The organism is Dinghuibacter silviterrae (genome assembly GCF_004366355.1).
GTDB lineage: Bacteria > Bacteroidota > Bacteroidia > Chitinophagales > Chitinophagaceae > Dinghuibacter > Dinghuibacter silviterrae.
Genome location: NZ_SODV01000001.1, coordinates 2,379,650 through 2,395,327, shown reverse-complemented (window position 1 = coordinate 2,395,327; position 15,678 = coordinate 2,379,650). Strand labels below are relative to the sequence as shown.

Annotated in this window: 16 protein-coding genes; 4 read left to right on the top strand and 12 right to left on the bottom strand. The window is 57.3% G+C overall.

Annotation, left to right across the window (positions count from 1 at the left end):
• Positions 1-34 precede the first annotated feature (34 nt).
• The gene (locus tag EDB95_RS10625; protein ID WP_246073596.1) at positions 35-1,288 is read left to right on the top strand and encodes a bifunctional folylpolyglutamate synthase/dihydrofolate synthase; all 1,254 of its coding nucleotides are present in this window, start codon (positions 35-37) and stop codon (positions 1,286-1,288) included.
• Here EDB95_RS10625 and EDB95_RS10620 read toward each other — a convergent pair.
• From EDB95_RS10620 to EDB95_RS10580, 9 genes are read right to left on the bottom strand one after another with little or no spacing between them, the layout of a single operon-like run.
• A complete protein-coding gene (locus EDB95_RS10620; protein WP_162852545.1) occupies positions 1,285-2,403 on the bottom strand; it encodes a tetratricopeptide repeat protein in 1,119 nt (372 codons plus the stop codon). The two genes, EDB95_RS10625 and EDB95_RS10620, sit on opposite strands and share 4 nt — an antisense overlap.
• A gap of 36 nt (positions 2,404-2,439) precedes the next feature.
• On the bottom strand, positions 2,440-3,003 hold the full coding sequence (locus EDB95_RS10615; RefSeq protein WP_133993401.1) for an NUDIX hydrolase: 564 nt from the start codon (positions 3,001-3,003) through the stop codon (positions 2,440-2,442).
• The gene (locus EDB95_RS10610) at positions 3,004-3,519 is read right to left on the bottom strand and encodes a YfiT family bacillithiol transferase (protein WP_133993399.1); all 516 of its coding nucleotides are present in this window, start codon (positions 3,517-3,519) and stop codon (positions 3,004-3,006) included.
• A gap of 9 nt (positions 3,520-3,528) precedes the next feature.
• Positions 3,529-4,269 (bottom strand): FKBP-type peptidyl-prolyl cis-trans isomerase, encoded by a 741-nt coding sequence (locus tag EDB95_RS10605; protein WP_133993397.1) that lies wholly within the window; start codon positions 4,267-4,269, stop codon positions 3,529-3,531.
• A gap of 10 nt (positions 4,270-4,279) precedes the next feature.
• Positions 4,280-5,044 carry an ABC transporter ATP-binding protein gene (locus EDB95_RS10600; RefSeq protein ID WP_133993395.1) on the bottom strand — a complete coding sequence of 255 codons (765 nt, stop codon included), beginning with the start codon at positions 5,042-5,044 and terminating at the stop codon, positions 4,280-4,282.
• A gap of 20 nt (positions 5,045-5,064) precedes the next feature.
• Positions 5,065-5,580 (bottom strand): CAP domain-containing protein, encoded by a 516-nt coding sequence (locus EDB95_RS10595; protein WP_133993393.1) that lies wholly within the window; start codon positions 5,578-5,580, stop codon positions 5,065-5,067.
• Positions 5,581-5,614: 34 nt separating this feature from the next.
• Positions 5,615-6,610: a class 1 fructose-bisphosphatase gene (fbp, locus tag EDB95_RS10590; RefSeq protein ID WP_133993391.1), complete on the bottom strand. Its 996-nt coding sequence runs from the start codon at positions 6,608-6,610 to the stop codon at positions 5,615-5,617.
• Positions 6,611-6,652: 42 nt separating this feature from the next.
• A complete protein-coding gene (locus tag EDB95_RS10585; protein ID WP_133993389.1) occupies positions 6,653-7,507 on the bottom strand; it encodes a nucleotidyl transferase AbiEii/AbiGii toxin family protein in 855 nt (284 codons plus the stop codon).
• Complete coding sequence (locus tag EDB95_RS10580; RefSeq protein ID WP_133993387.1) at positions 7,504-8,142, bottom strand: type IV toxin-antitoxin system AbiEi family antitoxin domain-containing protein; 639 nt, start codon at positions 8,140-8,142, stop codon at positions 7,504-7,506. The genes EDB95_RS10585 and EDB95_RS10580 overlap by 4 nt, the downstream gene beginning before the upstream one ends.
• Positions 8,143-8,245: 103 nt before the next feature.
• Between EDB95_RS10580 and EDB95_RS10575 the strand changes: the two genes are divergently transcribed.
• The 3 genes from EDB95_RS10575 to EDB95_RS10565 are packed head-to-tail and all read left to right on the top strand — an operon-like array spanning position 8,246 to position 10,985.
• Complete coding sequence (locus tag EDB95_RS10575; RefSeq protein WP_133993385.1) at positions 8,246-9,505, top strand: aspartate kinase; 1,260 nt, start codon at positions 8,246-8,248, stop codon at positions 9,503-9,505.
• A gap of 9 nt (positions 9,506-9,514) precedes the next feature.
• Positions 9,515-10,408, top strand: a complete 894-nt coding sequence (locus EDB95_RS10570; RefSeq protein ID WP_246073595.1) for an SMP-30/gluconolactonase/LRE family protein — start codon at positions 9,515-9,517, stop codon at positions 10,406-10,408.
• Positions 10,409-10,466: 58 nt separating this feature from the next.
• Positions 10,467-10,985: a DUF4337 family protein gene (locus EDB95_RS10565; protein WP_133993381.1), complete on the top strand. Its 519-nt coding sequence runs from the start codon at positions 10,467-10,469 to the stop codon at positions 10,983-10,985.
• On the opposite strand, the gene EDB95_RS27510 is transcribed toward EDB95_RS10565, so the two are convergent.
• From EDB95_RS27510 to EDB95_RS10550, 3 genes are read right to left on the bottom strand one after another with little or no spacing between them, the layout of a single operon-like run.
• Entirely contained in the window at positions 10,982-12,568 is a 1,587-nt protein-coding gene (locus EDB95_RS27510; protein WP_211352073.1) for a hypothetical protein, read from the bottom strand. The two genes, EDB95_RS10565 and EDB95_RS27510, sit on opposite strands and share 4 nt — an antisense overlap.
• 4 nt (positions 12,569-12,572) lie before the next feature.
• On the bottom strand, positions 12,573-14,801 hold the full coding sequence (locus EDB95_RS10555) for an alpha-galactosidase (RefSeq protein WP_246073593.1): 2,229 nt from the start codon (positions 14,799-14,801) through the stop codon (positions 12,573-12,575).
• Positions 14,794-15,672 carry an AraC family transcriptional regulator gene (locus EDB95_RS10550; RefSeq protein ID WP_133993379.1) on the bottom strand — a complete coding sequence of 293 codons (879 nt, stop codon included), beginning with the start codon at positions 15,670-15,672 and terminating at the stop codon, positions 14,794-14,796. Before EDB95_RS10550 ends, EDB95_RS10555 begins: the two co-directional genes overlap by 8 nt.
• Positions 15,673-15,678 lie beyond the last annotated feature (6 nt).

The window sequence follows — 15,678 nt, the reverse complement described above, 5'->3', positions numbered from 1 at the left end:
GGAAACCGTCCACTACTTGTTTACCCGCCTGCCTATGTACAGCCGAATCGGAGCGGCGGCTTATAAAGGAGACCTTGGCAACACCATCGCCCTTTGCGATATCCTCGAAAATCCCGAAAACCGGTTTAAATCCATCCATATCGCGGGCACCAACGGGAAAGGCTCGGTGAGCCACATGCTGGCCGCCATCCTCCAATGCGCGGGTTACCGCACCGGGTTGTATACCTCCCCCCACCTCCACGACTTCCGGGAACGGATCAAGGTCGACGGGAAAGAGATCACCGAAGACTTCGTGGTCGATTTTGTGTCCCATATCCAACCGCACATCGACACGATCGATCCTTCTTTCTTTGAGATCACCGTGGCCATGGCGTTTGACTATTTTGCCAACCAGGAAGTAGACATCGCCGTTATCGAAACGGGGCTGGGCGGACGCCTGGATTCGACCAACGTCATCCTCCCGGAGCTGTCCGTCATTACCAACATCGGCTACGACCACATGCACATCCTGGGGGATACCCTGGAAAAGATCGCTGCCGAAAAAGCCGGCATTATCAAACGGGACATTCCGGTCGTCATTGGCGAATTCAGGGAGGTCACGGGTCCGCTTTTTGTCCGGAAAGCCCGGGAAAAACACGCGCCCATCATGTTTGCCGACCGGGAAAGGTCCGCGACGAACTGGTCGTTCGAAGGGCAGGATATGAAGATCGAGGTGACCATCCGTCACACCGACATCAAGGACTATTATACCCTGGACCTCGCAGGGCTGTACCAGACCAAAAACCTGCTGACTGTTCTTCAGGCTGTCCAACAGCTCCGCGAAAAAGGCTGGAACATCAAGGATTCGGCCCTTCGCGAGGGACTGGCCAAAACACGGGCGCTGACCGGTCTGCATGGCCGTTGGGAACGGCTGCACCAGCACCCCACGGTCATTGCGGACGTGGCCCACAACGAAGACGGTATCCGTGAGCTGATCCGCCAGATCGAGGTCACCACCTTCCACCAATTGCATATCGTCATAGGCATGGTCAAAGACAAGGACATCCGTTCCGTGTTGCACCTGTTGCCCCAGGACGCCCACTACTATTTTACGCAGGCGGACATTCCCCGTGCGTTGCCGAAGGAAGACCTTTGGGCGGCGGCGGAAGACGCCGGTCTGCAGGGAAAGGCCTACGAGGACGTCAATACCGCCCTCCAGGAAGCCCTGGGCCATGCGCACAAGGACGACCTTATCCTCGTTTGCGGAAGCGTCTTTGTCGTGGGTGAGATCGACAGGGGCCGTCTTTAGTGGCAATATTGGGCCAGCGCGGCGCCCGCCTGGGTGAGTCCCTTGTCCGCCGCCGTCCGCAGGTCCGCACAGGCACCCTTCGTATTCCCCGCGGCAACCTCCAGGAGACCCCGGTTGTAGTAGGCGGGTCCGTAATTGGCATCCGCATCGATGGCCCCGCTAAAATCCTTTACGGCGCTGCCCGGTTTACCCATTTGTTTGTGGGTGATCCCTTTATTGTAATAATAGTCCGGGTTAAACCCGTTTAGCTCGATGGCCTTGTTAAAATCCCGAAGGGCGGCCCGGTAATGCCCCTTTCGCATCTCCAGGGTACCCCTGTCGTTATAGGCGTCGGAGAAATGGGGGTCGAGGCTGATGGCTTTGTCAAAATCCCTGCGCGCATCCGTCAGGTTTCCTAAGTATTGTTCCTCCAGGGCGCCGACCTCCAGGTAAGCCCTTGCATTCTGGGGATTCCAGCGAAGACACTGCCGGAAGTCTTCTATGGCCTCGGGAAAGCGCCCCATGGATTCCTCCAGGAAGGCCCGGTTCATATACCCCAACGTAAAACCGGGTTCGGCGTGCACCGCCCGTTGATAATCGTCCAGGGCGCCGGTCGTGTCCCTGAGTTCCAGTTTGCACTTGGCCCGGTTATTATAGGCGTCCTCCGCCTCGGGGTTGAAGCGGATGGCCTGGTCGTAGTCGGCCATGGCGTCCTTGTATCGCCCCAGGGCCAGCTCGCTGCCCGCCCGGTTGTAGAAATACACGTCCCGGTCGGCGACGCTGATGTCCAGGCAATGGGTAAAATCTTCTATGGCCTTGGCGTATTCGCCCTGTTGACTAAAGGCCATCCCCCGGTTATTGTAGGCTTCCAGAAAACGGGGATACAGCGAAATGGCCGTGCCAAAATCCTTGATGGCCATGTTCAGGTTTTGCAGCGCCATCAACGTCAGGCCCCGCATGTTATAGGCGGCCGCCCACTGGCGGTTGGTTTCGATGGCGTGGTTGAGGTCCTCCAGGGCGGCGGTATACTCCCGGGCCTGGTAGAGCAATTGCGCCTCCTGCAGGTAGTCCCGGTGTTGCGCTTGCACCCGGCCCAGGAAGAGCAACAGGAAGAATGGTAGGACCCTGAAAGACATGGGGAAGCCTTTCCTTAAAGTTACGATAAAGCCCATTTAAACAAAGGCCACTTGTCCCATTTGCAACAGGGCGAACCAAAGACAATTGACGTGCAACGACTGCGCCAGCTCGCCACGCCGCAACATGCCCTTCAGGTCCTCCAGCGGCACCAGGACGATCTCGATGTCTTCGTTCGGGTCCAGACGCTGCGCCCCGGCCTTGCGGCCTCCCTTGGCCAGGAAAAGGTGGGTATAATTGTTCAAAACGCCGGGGTTGGCCGCTATTTTCCCGAGGTGGATCACCTCGTCGAAGGCGTAACCGGTTTCTTCGAGCAATTCCCTGCGGGCGGACTCCGAAGGATCTTCTCCCTTATCGATAAAACCGCCTGGGATTTCCAGGAGGGTCTCCCCCAGCGGATGACGGTATTGGCGGATCATCACCACCTCGTTGTTCTCCGTGAGGGGAAGCACGCAAACCGAGGGGGGCAGCTCCACCACGAAGTATTCGGGGACGATCTTTCCGTCCGGGCGCTGACACCGGTCCTTACGGGCGGTGAAATAGATGTGGTGGCTGATATAGGTACTGTCCAGGACCTTCCAGCGCATAGGATCTTCGCTCATTTACCAACCTTTTGCTTCGATCAGGGAAGTGATATGGGCGACGTGGTGTTTACCATGCCAGGCATACATACCCAGCAGCGTCCAAAGGCTGAGGTGTTTGCCGGTCTCCGGGTGCACGACCTCCCGGTTCCAGTCGGTAATGCTTTCCAGGACGGCCACCCAGCGGGCATGAAGGGCGTGCAACAGCGTCAGCGAGAGGTTGATGGGCAGGGCTGTGTCCGCCAATTGCGCCCATGCCTTCTCGTCATACGGCCGGATCGTCGGCGTGTCCTCCGTCAGCCCCAGCTTGAAGCGGGTATAGGCGTTGAGGTGACTATCCGCTACGTGATGGACCAGTTGTTGCACCGTCCAGCCACCCTCCCGGTAAGGCGTCCCCAACTGAGCGGCGTCCAGAGGGGAGACGGTTTTTTCCAGGAGGGTGGGCAGGAAACGGATATCCGCGATCCAATTATCCCTTTGCCGATCGGAATAGGGTTGTGGTTCATACTTCCCTATGGGGTAGCGCGGGTCGTTCATAGTCGTATTTTATTGTCCGGCGGCCGGTGCAGGCGTAGCACCCGGCGCAACGATGTCCAGGAGTTCCACTTCGAAAATCAGGGTGCTGCCTCCGGGGATATCATTCCCCGCGCCCCTGTCCCCGTAGGCCAGTTCGGAGGGAATATAGAACTTGTAAGAGGACCCGACCGGCATCAGCTTCACGCCTTCGGTCCAGCCCTTGATGACGCGGTTGAGGGGGAAGGTCGCCGGTCCGCCGTGGTCGGCAGAGGCGTCGAATTTCTTACCGCTCAACAGGTAACCGGTGTAGTTCACCTTTACGACGCTGGTGTCGACTGGCATGGGCCCCGTCCCCTTGCGGATGACTTCGTATTGAAGCCCGTCAGGAAGCTCGACGACACCCGGGCGTTTTTTGTTTTCCGCCAGGAACTTCAGGCCCTCTTCCTTAACGGCATTGGCCTTTTTGGTCATGAATTCCTGGAGCTTTTGTTGTATGGTCATAACAGCTTGTTCGTCCGAAAGGGTCAGCGGCTTTTCCCCGAAACAGTCAGCGAGGGCTTTGTCGAGGGCAGCGTAGTTCAGGTGTTCGACACCCTGTTTTTTGAAATAGGTCCCTACATTGACGCCGATGGCATAGCTCAGGCTATCGGTCGAATTTTTCAGGAGGGGCGCAGGGGCAACCGCTTTTTTGGCGGCAACGGGTTTTTTGGTCTGTGCAAAAGCGCCCGTTCCCAGCGTGAGAAGGGCAACGGAAAAGAACATTTTGTGCATATCTGTTTTTTTATTCTTCACGAAGATGTTTCCCGGTCATGCCGATAAAAACATCTTCCAGGTTTGCTTTTTTGACTTCCCTTTCGCGCTCGAAGCCTGACGCCACCAGGTGGTCGATCAAGCCATCCGGAGTGTCCAGGGCGATGATCCGCCCCGAATCGATAATGGCGACCCGGTCACACAACAGTTCGGCCTCGTCCATATAGTGGGTGGTGAGGATGACGGTCGTCCCCTTGTCCCGGATTTCACGGATCAGGTCCCAAAGATTGCGCCGGGCCTGGGGGTCCAGTCCCGTCGTCGGTTCGTCCAGGAAAACGATTTTCGGGTCGTTGATCAGCGTGGTGGCGATGGAAAAACGTTGTTTTTGCCCCCCGCTCAGTTGTTTGTACAGGGCCTTGGCCTTGTCCCTCAGGTTGACCGAGTCCAGGAGCACGAGCGGGTCCACCGAACGGTTGTATAAACCCGCAAACAAGCGGATCAGTTGGGTCAGGTTCAGCCCCGGATAATACCCCGAGGTTTGCAACTGTACCCCGATGACCTTTTTGATCTCGTTGGGGGAACGGTCCAGGTCCAACCCATCCACCATGACCGTGCCTTCGGTTTTGTCCCTCAGCGTCTCAATGATTTCCAGCGTCGTCGACTTGCCTGCACCGTTAGGACCCAGGAGTCCGAAGATCTCCCCTGCCCGCACGTCGAAGCTGATCCCCTTGACGGCCTCAAATGTCCCGTAACGCTTGACCAGGTTGCGGACCTGGATGATGGGTGGTTGCTCCATGGGGGGCTAAGATACCCTCTTTAGCGTTGATGGGCAAATATCTGTGTGAAATAGATCTGGCCGTCCGCGGCCTTGACGGCGGCGATCCCGGTCAGGTTATAGTTCCCCAGCATGTTCGCGCGGTGTTTAGGGCTGTGGATCCAACCGTCTACGACTTGCCGTGCGTCCAGCACGCCCATGGCCACGTTTTCCGCAAAGGCGTCTATATTGCCCAGCTTGGCGGAGACATATTTGAACCGCAGGTCGAAATTGTCGTGGCCAAAAGGAACCGTTCCCTTGGCCATGGCGTCGCTATGGATCGCGGCGGTCTCGACCATCGTGTTGTTCATGGTCAGCGGAGGTTGGCCGTTGTCGGCGCGGAATCGGTTGACGTAACGGAGGATTTCTTCATTGAAGGGGATCCTTGCCTCCGCGGGTGCCGGGGTCTTTGCGGGCGACGCGATTTTCGCGGGAGGCGCGATTTTCGCGGGCGCCGGAGCGAGCCTGAACGATACAGATGTGGCGCAAAGCGCGAGAAGTACGAATATCTTTTGCATACGTAAAGGTATGACTTCCCACAGTACCCGCGGTTTAACCCGCCAGCATTCCCCCCAGCTCTTCCATCATCTCCTTGCTGCCCAGAAACAAAGGAGATCGCTGGTGCAGCTCGGTGGGCGCCACTTCCAGGACGCGGCGTGTGCCGTCGGTGGCCAGCCCTCCCGCCACCTCCGTGATAAATGCCATAGGGTTGCACTCATACAACAACCGGAGTTTCCCCTTGGGTTTGGCAACGGTCCCCGGATACATAAAGATACCGCCCTTGATGAGGTTGCGATGGATATCGGCCACCATGCTCCCTACATAACGTTGCGTATAGGAGCCCCGCTGACAAAGTTCTATGTAATTGCGGACGTTCTGGTCAAAGTCATAGTAGTTCCCATTGTTCACCGAATAGATGTTGCCGATGGCCGGACACTGGATACGGCGATGGCTCAGGCAAAACTCGCCGATCGACGGATCAAGGGTAAACCCGTTTACCCCCCGGCGGGTGGCATACACCAACATCGTACTCGACCCATAGATCACGTATCCCGCGGCCACGAGCTTCAGACCGGGTTGCAGGAAGTCCTCCATGGTGCAGGGCAAACCCAGCTGGCTTACCCGTCTGTACACCGAAAAGATGGTGCCGATAGAGGTGTTGACGTCGATGTTCGAGCTCCCGTCCAGCGGATCCATGAGCACCACATACTTCGACCGGTTCGACACCTCGTCGTCAAAAACGATGACCTCATCGTTCTCCTCGCTGGCGACCCCGGCGCAATAAATGCCGTTCCTAAGGACGCTGATCAGCTGGTTGTTTGCAAACAGGTCCAGCTTTTTAACGTCCTCGCCCTGGACGTTGACGGCCCCGGCATCCCCCAGGATGTCGTCCACCAGGCCCGCCTTGTTCACCTCCACGTTGATGCGTTTGGAGGCCAGGCCAATGTCCCGGAGCAGACCGGAAAGCTCCCCGGTCGCGGCCGGGAATTGTCTCAGTTCCTGGATCGTGAATTCGTCCAGGGTTAATACGCGTCGAGTGGGTTGCATAGCTAGCGATCGTTCGTTTGCTTTAACAATGGGCAAATATAATCATTCCTCTATCTTCAACAGTCGCGCCAGGTCGTGAAAATACCGCTTGCTCCAGAGCTCCAATTGCTCCGGCCGGCGGATAAACCGGCGGATGTCCGCCTTCACCCTGTCCATATTGACCTGATCGATGCGATCGTTTAGCAACGCGCGGAACTGCTCCGGCGTCATCGTATCACTTTTCCAATCCCCGCTGTCCATGGCCCGCTGTAATAAATGGCCAAGGTGTAAAGGTACCCCTCTTCGAATGTACCATTCCATGTCGAACCAATCCCTTCCTTTGACGTTGTTTTTCCACTTCCTGAACAACAAGGCGTGCATTTTCCCCGCAAAAAGATCAGGAAGGGTAAAGCATTTTATATAGCAGGAAAAGGGCCGCAAGAGTAATTGTTCCTCGGTCTCGAATCCTCCGGGAGGATGTACATCCACCTCTAATTTTACCGTGATGCGCGCCACCTGGTTAAGCCCGTTTTGCGGAATCACGCCTTCCAACACCAACTGCCGCCAAAGGGTTTCCGATTTCAGGAAAGCCGATTCGATATTGCTTTGAGCCGTTTTCTGTTTATCGCGCACCGTGACATCCATCCCCAGCGACGCGAATTCCAGTCGTACCGCATCCAGATATTTTTCAAGGGAGAACTGGGGATCCGGTCTTAGCAAGGAAAAATCAAGGTCCTCGGAAAACCGCTCCAGGCTATAAAATATGCGAAGAGCCGTTCCTCCGTAAAAGGCAGCCTTTTCAAAAAAACCTGCCCTCTGCAAAGCGGCTAGGGCCGTCTCCTGCATGATTTCTCTGAGTGCTTGCTCAGCCTCATCCCGATTAGCCGGTTTATAGTCTTCCAGCCATTCTTTGATCATACATTTTCTATTACCTTGATCATGTTTTTTAAACTCTCATTCTTTGGCGCGTCCTTCAACCAACCCAACATCGCTTTTGTGTCCAGTTGCCGTAGTTGTTCTTCTTCCATCCGCAGGTCTTCCAGGAGCCAGGCCTTTGCAGCCTTTTGACTACGAAAAACAAGCCCGGATGTGGTGATCAGCCGGTCGCAAAGGGCCTTTTCAGGCGATGCCGCGAGCACAAACTGGTCTTCAGCCAGCTTGATCTGACGTATACCAAAAGCATAATAGGGTAACGGCAGGCGGGTATACGAAAAATGCCCAAAGGGCGTGGAAAACTCCCTTGAAGACTTGATCGTCATAGAAGCAATCTCGTATACTCTTTCGGGGATGAGCCCGTAGTAGAACAGCGCCGTGTCGACGGAAACATAACTGGGACCCATAATATGGTTGGCCAGCAGGAATGGCTCCGGCTTGCCCGTTTTCAATGCAGGACCTGCGACATACAATCCCCTTTTAACCGGCTCCAGCAGTTGTTGCTGGATCAGGTCATGCACTTTATCGTTGGGGAACTTGTACTTCTTTAACAAGGAGCCCAACCACTGATGCGTAAATGGGTGCCTGGCATGTGCAGACAGTTCACGGGCGATTTCCATGCTACAAATGTATATTTTTTATAGGATAATAGGAAAAAAACCTATTATCTATCCATAAAAATACATTTTTTTATAGCCGAAATGCAACGAGTTTTGCAACCCTATGCAAGTCTTTAAGTTCGGCGGGGCCTCCGTCAACAGCACGGAACGGATACAACGCGTTGCTTCCATCCTGGAAGGGCACAAGGGTCAACCCCTGGTGGTGGTGATTTCTGCGATGGGCAAAACCACCAATGAGCTGGAAAAGGTCGCCGAAGCCTTTTACAGGGGCCACGCGGCCGAAGCCCTGGACCTTTTCGAGGCCATCAAGCGGAAACACCTGGACATTTACAATGCCCTGATCGGGGATGGAAGGGGCCAGGAATACCTGGTGGACCTGTTTACGGAGGTGGAATGGTTGCTCCACGACCGTCCCGTCCGGGAGTACGACTACTACTATGACCAGATCGTCTGTATCGGTGAGCTCCTGTCGACGACCATCATGCACCGGTACCTGGACCATGCGGGCATCCCCGCCCTCTGGGTCGATGTAAGGGATATCTTGCGGACCGACGCCGGTTTCCGGGACGCCACCGTCGACCTGGAGTACGCGGCAGCGGAGACGAAGCGCCTGCTGACACCCTTGCTGGAAAAGGGCCGGACCATCATCCTTCAGGGTTTTATCGGCGCCACCGCCGAGAACGAAAGCACGACCCTTGGCCGGGAAGGCAGCGACTATACCGCGGCGATCTTTTCGAACCTGCTCGGCGCCACCTCCCTGACCATCTGGAAGGACGTCGAGGGCGTCATGAATGCAGACCCCAAGCTCTTTAGCGAAGCCCAAGTCATCCCGGAGCTGAACTATACCGAGGTCATTGAAATGGCCTACTACGGCGCCCAGGTCATCCACCCAAAGACCATCAAACCGCTGCAGAACAAACACATTCCCATGCACGTGCGTTGTTTCCTGGATCCGTCCCTGCCTGGCACGCTGATCCATGACCAGCCCGTCCATTCCCTGCCGCCGGTCATCGTCCTGAAACAACACCAGGTTTTGCTGCACCTGAAATCCAGGGACTTTTCCTTTGCCGGCGCCCACGCCGGTGCGCTCTACACCCTTTTGAAAGACCTTCATGTCCAGCCCAACCTCATCCAGAACGGGGCCATTACCATCCAGCTTTGCGTCGACGACCGGGGCGAACGGACGGAACGCCTGGCCCAGGCTGCCTCAGCCTTTTTCGATGTGTCGGTGGAGCGGGGGCTGACGTTGTTGACCATACGGCACTACAATACCGGCCTGCTGGAGACGCTGACGGAGGGCGCTACCCGTCTTTTGCGGCAGCAGACGGCGGAGACCGTGCAGGTGCTTTTGAGAAAAGCATAAACTATGTATATGCATCGCGTTGTTTGGCTTTTGTTGTTCCCCGTCTGTGTCCGCGCCCAGGAGCCCCTCATGGACAGCGCCGGTCTTGTCGTGCCCGGCGCTACACCCCGCCTGGTCGCCCGTACCTTTGACTTCACCGAAGGCGCCTCCGTAGACAAGCACGGAAACGTCTTCTTCACCGACCAGCCCAACAACCGGATTTGGGAATACGATACGCACGGACGGCTCTCCCTTTTTATGGACAGCGCCGGCCGCTCCAACGGTATGTACTTCGACGCCCACGGCAACCTCGTGTCCTGTGCCGACGAAATCGATGAGCTCTGGTCCATCAGCCCACATAAAAAGGTCCGGGTCCTCGTACACGATCTCGACGGGCATCGCCTCAATGGGCCCAATGACCTTTGGATAGACACCCGGGGCGGTATTTATTTCACCGACCCTTATTACCAGCGGCCTTACTGGAACCGCAGCCAACCCGATCTTCCACAACAGTGCACCTACTACCTGGCCCCGGGGGCACATCATCCCTTCGTTGTCGACAGCAGCCTGGTCAAACCCAACGGGATCGTCGGCACTCCGGACGGTAAGCACCTGTATATCGCAGACATCCAGGATGGAAAAACATACATTTTCACCATCCAGCCGGACGGTCATCTGACCGACAGGCGCCTTTTCGTCTCCATGGGCTCCGACGGGATCACCCTCGACGAGCGGGGCGACCTCTACCTGACCGGGCGCGGGGTGACCGTCTTTTCCCCCGAGGGCAAACGCATCGCGCACATTCCCATCCCCGAGGGGTGGACCGCCAATCTTTGTTTCGGGGGCGCGGACAAAAGGACCCTCTTTATCACCGCTTCAAAGGGGATATATGTCCTGCCGATGACCGTGTCGGGGGTCGAGTAGCGACCCTTGCAGCGGCCGCCGCGGCTCGCGGCCGCAAGAAAAAACCTATCTTGCCCCCATGGAAGAAATGGAAGTCCCCACCGAACACCTGCACGAAGCCATCGAAGAAGGCGTTGAAGAGGCGCTGGAAAAACAGGAGAAGAAAAGCTCCATGTACATTGCCATCTCGACCGCCCTCATGGCCGTGCTCGCCGCCCTGGCCAGCCTCCTGGCGGGTCACCATTCCGACGAGGCTCTGATCGAGCAGATCAAGGCCTCCGACCAGTGGGCCTACTACCAGGCCAAAGGCATCAAGGCCGAGATCCGTTCCCTGGCCCCCGCAGGTCCCGCCACCGACAGCGCCATCGCCCACTACAAACACGACCAGGGCGAGAGCCAGAAACAGGCAAAAGAAGCGGAAGACGCCTCCCACGAACACCTCGAAAGACACAGCGTCCTCGCCCGTGCGGTCACCATGTTCCAGATCGCCATCGCCATCTCCGCCATTGCGATCCTAACCCGGCGAAAGCCGCTTTGGTGGATCAGCATGGGCGTGTCAGCGCTGGGGCTGGTGTTTTTTATCCTGGGGCTTCTCTAGTCCAACCGATACGCCGCTATCGTCTTCCCAAAAAACGAAGGCACAAAGACGATCCGTTGCGCCGGATCATACCCGATATCCGCCGTATTCTTTTTGATCAGGTGGGTATCCAGCAACAGCTCCACGTGCCCGTCGGCATAAACATAGTACACATACCCGTTCCAGGCCGTGGCCAGCCAGTCGCCCCCCGACAGGGGTTCCAGGCCGTCCCCCCCGTGGTCCAAAAGCGCCAGGCGGGTAAGGTGTTTGTCCGGGCCGGCCTTTAGGAAATCGGGACCGGACAGGATATAGAGGTCCTGGCCGATGGCCTTTAGCCCGTTGGCGCCCTTCATGTCTGTGAGCCAGGTCGTGACGGTGCCGTCCGGATCGATGCGGTGGATCTTGGCGGTCCGGGTATCGGATACATAGACAACGCCCTTGTCGTCCACGGTGATGTCGTTGAGCATTTTGGCCCCTTCGACGGGGATCGTCTTGATGACCCGACCCGTGGGGATGTCGATCACCGCCACGTCGGTGAGGTCGGCGGCATAGAGGGTGTTCCCATAGCGGCCAAGCCCTTTGGGGGAATTCAGACCGGTGACCCAGTGCAGGTCGATGACCTTCCCGTCTGTCCCGATCTTGGCCACGCCACCATTGCCATCAAAGTCGTCAGGACTACCATAGCCTATTTCGGAGACGTAGAGTATATGGTTTTTCAGATCGGGCAAAACCGACTCGGGCGTCTGTACCACGGTGTCGGTCTCCCAAAGCTTTTGCAGGTGGTGGGTCCCCGGACGCGCCTTGTCCGCCGGGTCATCCACCCCCGGGACACGGGTGCGGATCCAGCTTACCCAGGCCTCGGCCCCCTGGGTGTTCTGGAATTCCGGGGACAGGTTGTGGTTGTCAATGTATTCGTTGTAGATCCAGGGGTCCCCCACCGCAAAGACGGTGCCCCTCCCGTAGCGGGCGGTGGCCGCCAGCACGGTGTCTCCGTGCAAGATGGCCGCGGTCGCGGGAGGATCTACATGGAGGCTGCTGACGTCTTTCATGTACAACAGCAGCGGGGTCTTGAAAATCGAATCACCGCCGGGCATGGGGATCTTCCCCGGGTCGTGGTTTTTACCGATGACATGGTTGACACAGTCTTCGTTGAAGCGTATGCCAAAAACGGTGGCCAGGGTGTTGAAGTGTTCAAACTCCGCATTCCCCTTGTCGTTGCCCATGAGGATCAGGACGCCGCCTGATCGGACCCAATTTTTGAGCACATCTACGTCCTCCGGGGAGATAAAGTGGGGATCAGGACTTTCGGACTTTGTATCCGGGTCCACGATGATGTAGACCGAGGTACGCCGGAGGTTTTCCACGGTAGGCGCCACCGGTAGGCTCGACAGGGTGAACCCGTGGGCCGTGAAAACGTCCCCGATCTTCGAAAAACCGCTGTTGGCCTTGTCTTCCCAGGTATAGTGGTACCGGACGGAATCCCCATTCTTGTCCCGGTGCCATTCATTGTTGAAATAATAGTCCAGGGTCACGATCTGGGCCTGCACCGCCGATCCCGCCACGAGAAGGGCGCCGGCCGCGAGGGTGGAGAATAATTTATGCATCGTGTTAGTCATTTTCCGTTGTGATGTCATATACCCAGCTCGTCGCCGGGTTGATGCGGCCCGGCGTCAACTGCAGACCGGCCTTCATCAAAAAGTCGCCGCTGAATACCTTGTCGTCGTCCGGATTCACCGAATGGGTACCGGGGGCAAGATTGATCTCCTTAACGCGATACCGCCCCGAAGGGTCCAGGCCGCGAAGCGGTACCCTGTAAAAAAACTCCTGGTGACGCGTTTGAAGCGTGTACGCAAAGACCACCGCATGGGTGCGCGTGCTGTCCACGTACATCAGTGCCGCCCGGTGTTCTTCATAGGGAGACACCAGCCGGTACAGATCCCCCCACCCGATCAACGGGCTTAACCGCCGGTATGTTCGCACCGCGTTCGCGCTAAACGTCAACTCCTCCGGCGTCAAACGGTCCACCTGAATATCGTATCCCAGCTTGTCCATCATCGCCACATCTGTCCGGAACTTCAGGGACTCCCGACCCATGGACGTGACATGGGCGCAGATCGAAAATGCAGGGAAAAAGCAGGAATACCCCCACTGTATAAACACCCGCTCCAGGGCGTCGGTATTGTCGCTGGGCCAAAATTCGGTAAAATACCGGAGCGCCCCGTAGTCGGTCCTCCCGCCTCCCCCCGCACACAACATCATGGGCAGGTGCGGGTATTCTTTACGCAGCCGCGCCAGGACGTTGTAAAAACCATGGGTATAGTCGATATACAAGCTCCCCTGGTGCTCCCCTAAGAAGGGCGACCACGCGTCGGTCATCGGCCGGTTGCAATCCCATTTGATATAAGCTATCCCCGTATCCCTTTGGAGGAGGTCGTGTACGACGTGGTAAACGTATTCCTGGACGGCAGGATTACAAAGGTCCAGCACCAGTTGGTTGCGCTGGTATTGCTCCGGCCTGTTGGGGAGCCGCAGGATCCAGTCGGGGTGCGCGTGATACAGTTCGCTGGCCGGGTTGACCATTTCCGGTTCCAGCCAGATGCCAAAACGCAGGCCTTTTTTATCCGCCTCGCGCACCAGGTACCCCAACCCGTCGGGCAGCTTCCGTGGGTTTTCCATCCAGTCTCCCAGCCCCGCCTTGTCGTTGTCACGGGGATACTTATCCCCAAACCAGCCGTCGTCCAGCAGGAACAGGTCCAGCCCAAGCCGTACGGCCCCGTCAAAAAGCCCGACCAGCTTTTGCTCATCAAAGCCGGTATGCGTGGCTTCCCAGTTGTTAAGCGGGGTCAGCCTCGGCTGGTCCCCATCCATGATGCCATAGCGCGCCGCCCAATGATGCAGGTTCCGGCTCGCCTGTCCTTTACCGTTCGTCGTGTAAGTAAAAATAAAAGGCGGGGTGGTAAACGCGCGACCCGGTTCGAGCGTCACCGGCGACCGGTATGGATTGATCCCCGACACGACCCGCAAACTATGCCGCTCGTCCACGTCGAAAAGGAACCGGAAATTACCCGTCCAGGCCAGGGTTCCGGCCAGGACCGGTCCATTCTCTTCACGGGCCGGGCCATCCAGGGAAAGCATAAAAAACGGCGCCTGGTACATATCCGGCCGGGTGCCCAGCTTGCTGTCGAGGATGCGGACACCATTCTCCAGCGGGCTTTCCTCCATCTGCATTTCCGAGGCATAGCCGCCGTGGAATTCCGTGAGGTGGTATCCGGGTCCGTCGAAGTGTAGCACTGACGATGCCACCTCCTCTATGGTGACCACCTTTTTCTCCGAATGCCGGATCTCCGTCCAGGTTTCGGTGACGTCCTGATCGGCGAAAGTTTTGAAGTGCAGCGCCACGGTAAAAGGATACACGGAGTCTTTCAGATAGATCACCGTTTCGTTGCCGGTCACCTCATGGCGCACATAGCGGAGGTCCAGGGAAGGATTCCCGTCGGCATGCGTCACCGTTATGGCGGGTTCCGCAAGGTCGCTCAAACCCGCACCGATAAAGGCTTCGTGCCGGGGCGCCGGGCCGGCGGCATATTCGGCCGTGTCCGCCAGGCGCGGACCCAGCCAGCTTTGATACAGGCTGCCGTCGGCGCCAACGGTAAATACCAGCGCGACGTGCGTGGTTTCGATGCGGATGGGTGCGAAGCCCGGGGCGGGTTGCGCGGCCGCGGGCCGTTCGCCGGGCTGAGCGGGTGCGGGCCGTTCGGCCGGCCGGGCAGAAGCGGCGGCCGCCGCGCCCACCAGCGCCACCGCGCAAAAAAACATCGCCGCTGTGCGTCTACGCATACTCCGGCTGTTTAGCCACATACTCCCGCTGGTAGTGGAGCGGACTCTTGCCTGTGATGCGTTTGAAATATTTGTGGAAGCTCGTGAAATTATTAAACCCGCTTTCGAAACAAAGCTGTTTGATGCTTTGCCGGTTTTCAATCAGCAGCCGGCAGGCATGCCCGACCTTTACTTCCATAAGGAACTGGGAATAGGTTTTACGCGTGCTGGATTTGAAATACCGGCAGAAGGAATGCGGACTGATGCAGGCCACCTCGGCAATTTCTTCCAAAGGGATCTTGCGTTTGAAGTGCTCCATCGTATACGCGTAAATAGCCTTGAGGCGTTCGTCTTCCGTGGAATAGATGTCTTGCCGGAAACCGACGGACGAGAGCACCTGGGTCTGGTGGCTGTCGGCGATCAGGGTCAGGGCCTCTATCAGGTAGATGATCCTTTTGGCGCCGTCGCCATACACCATCTTTTGCAAAAGATAGGCCACCGCGTCGCGCTCGGGGCCCAATACCTGCAAGCCTCTTTTGGCCTGTTCGAGAATATGTTTCAGCGGACGGTTTTCCGGCAGGTCCAAAAAATGGGCGCCCCAAAAGTTGTCGCAGAAGTGCGCTACCCGGACGTCTGCATGGGCATCTTTGTCAAAATACCGCTCGTCGAAGCGCCAGTAATGCGGGAGCTGTGACCCCACCAGGATGACATCCCCGGGGCTAAAGGGGCGCACGCTGTCCCCGATGAATTGCATCCCGTGCCCATCTTGAAAGTGGATGAGCTCGATCTCGGGGTGGTAATGCCAGTAGTTGTTGATATAAGGCTCCCTGTCTTGCCGGACGCTGAAAGAGTGAGCGGCGTCGTTAGACATTTTGATATAACGGGGTCTCATATAGAC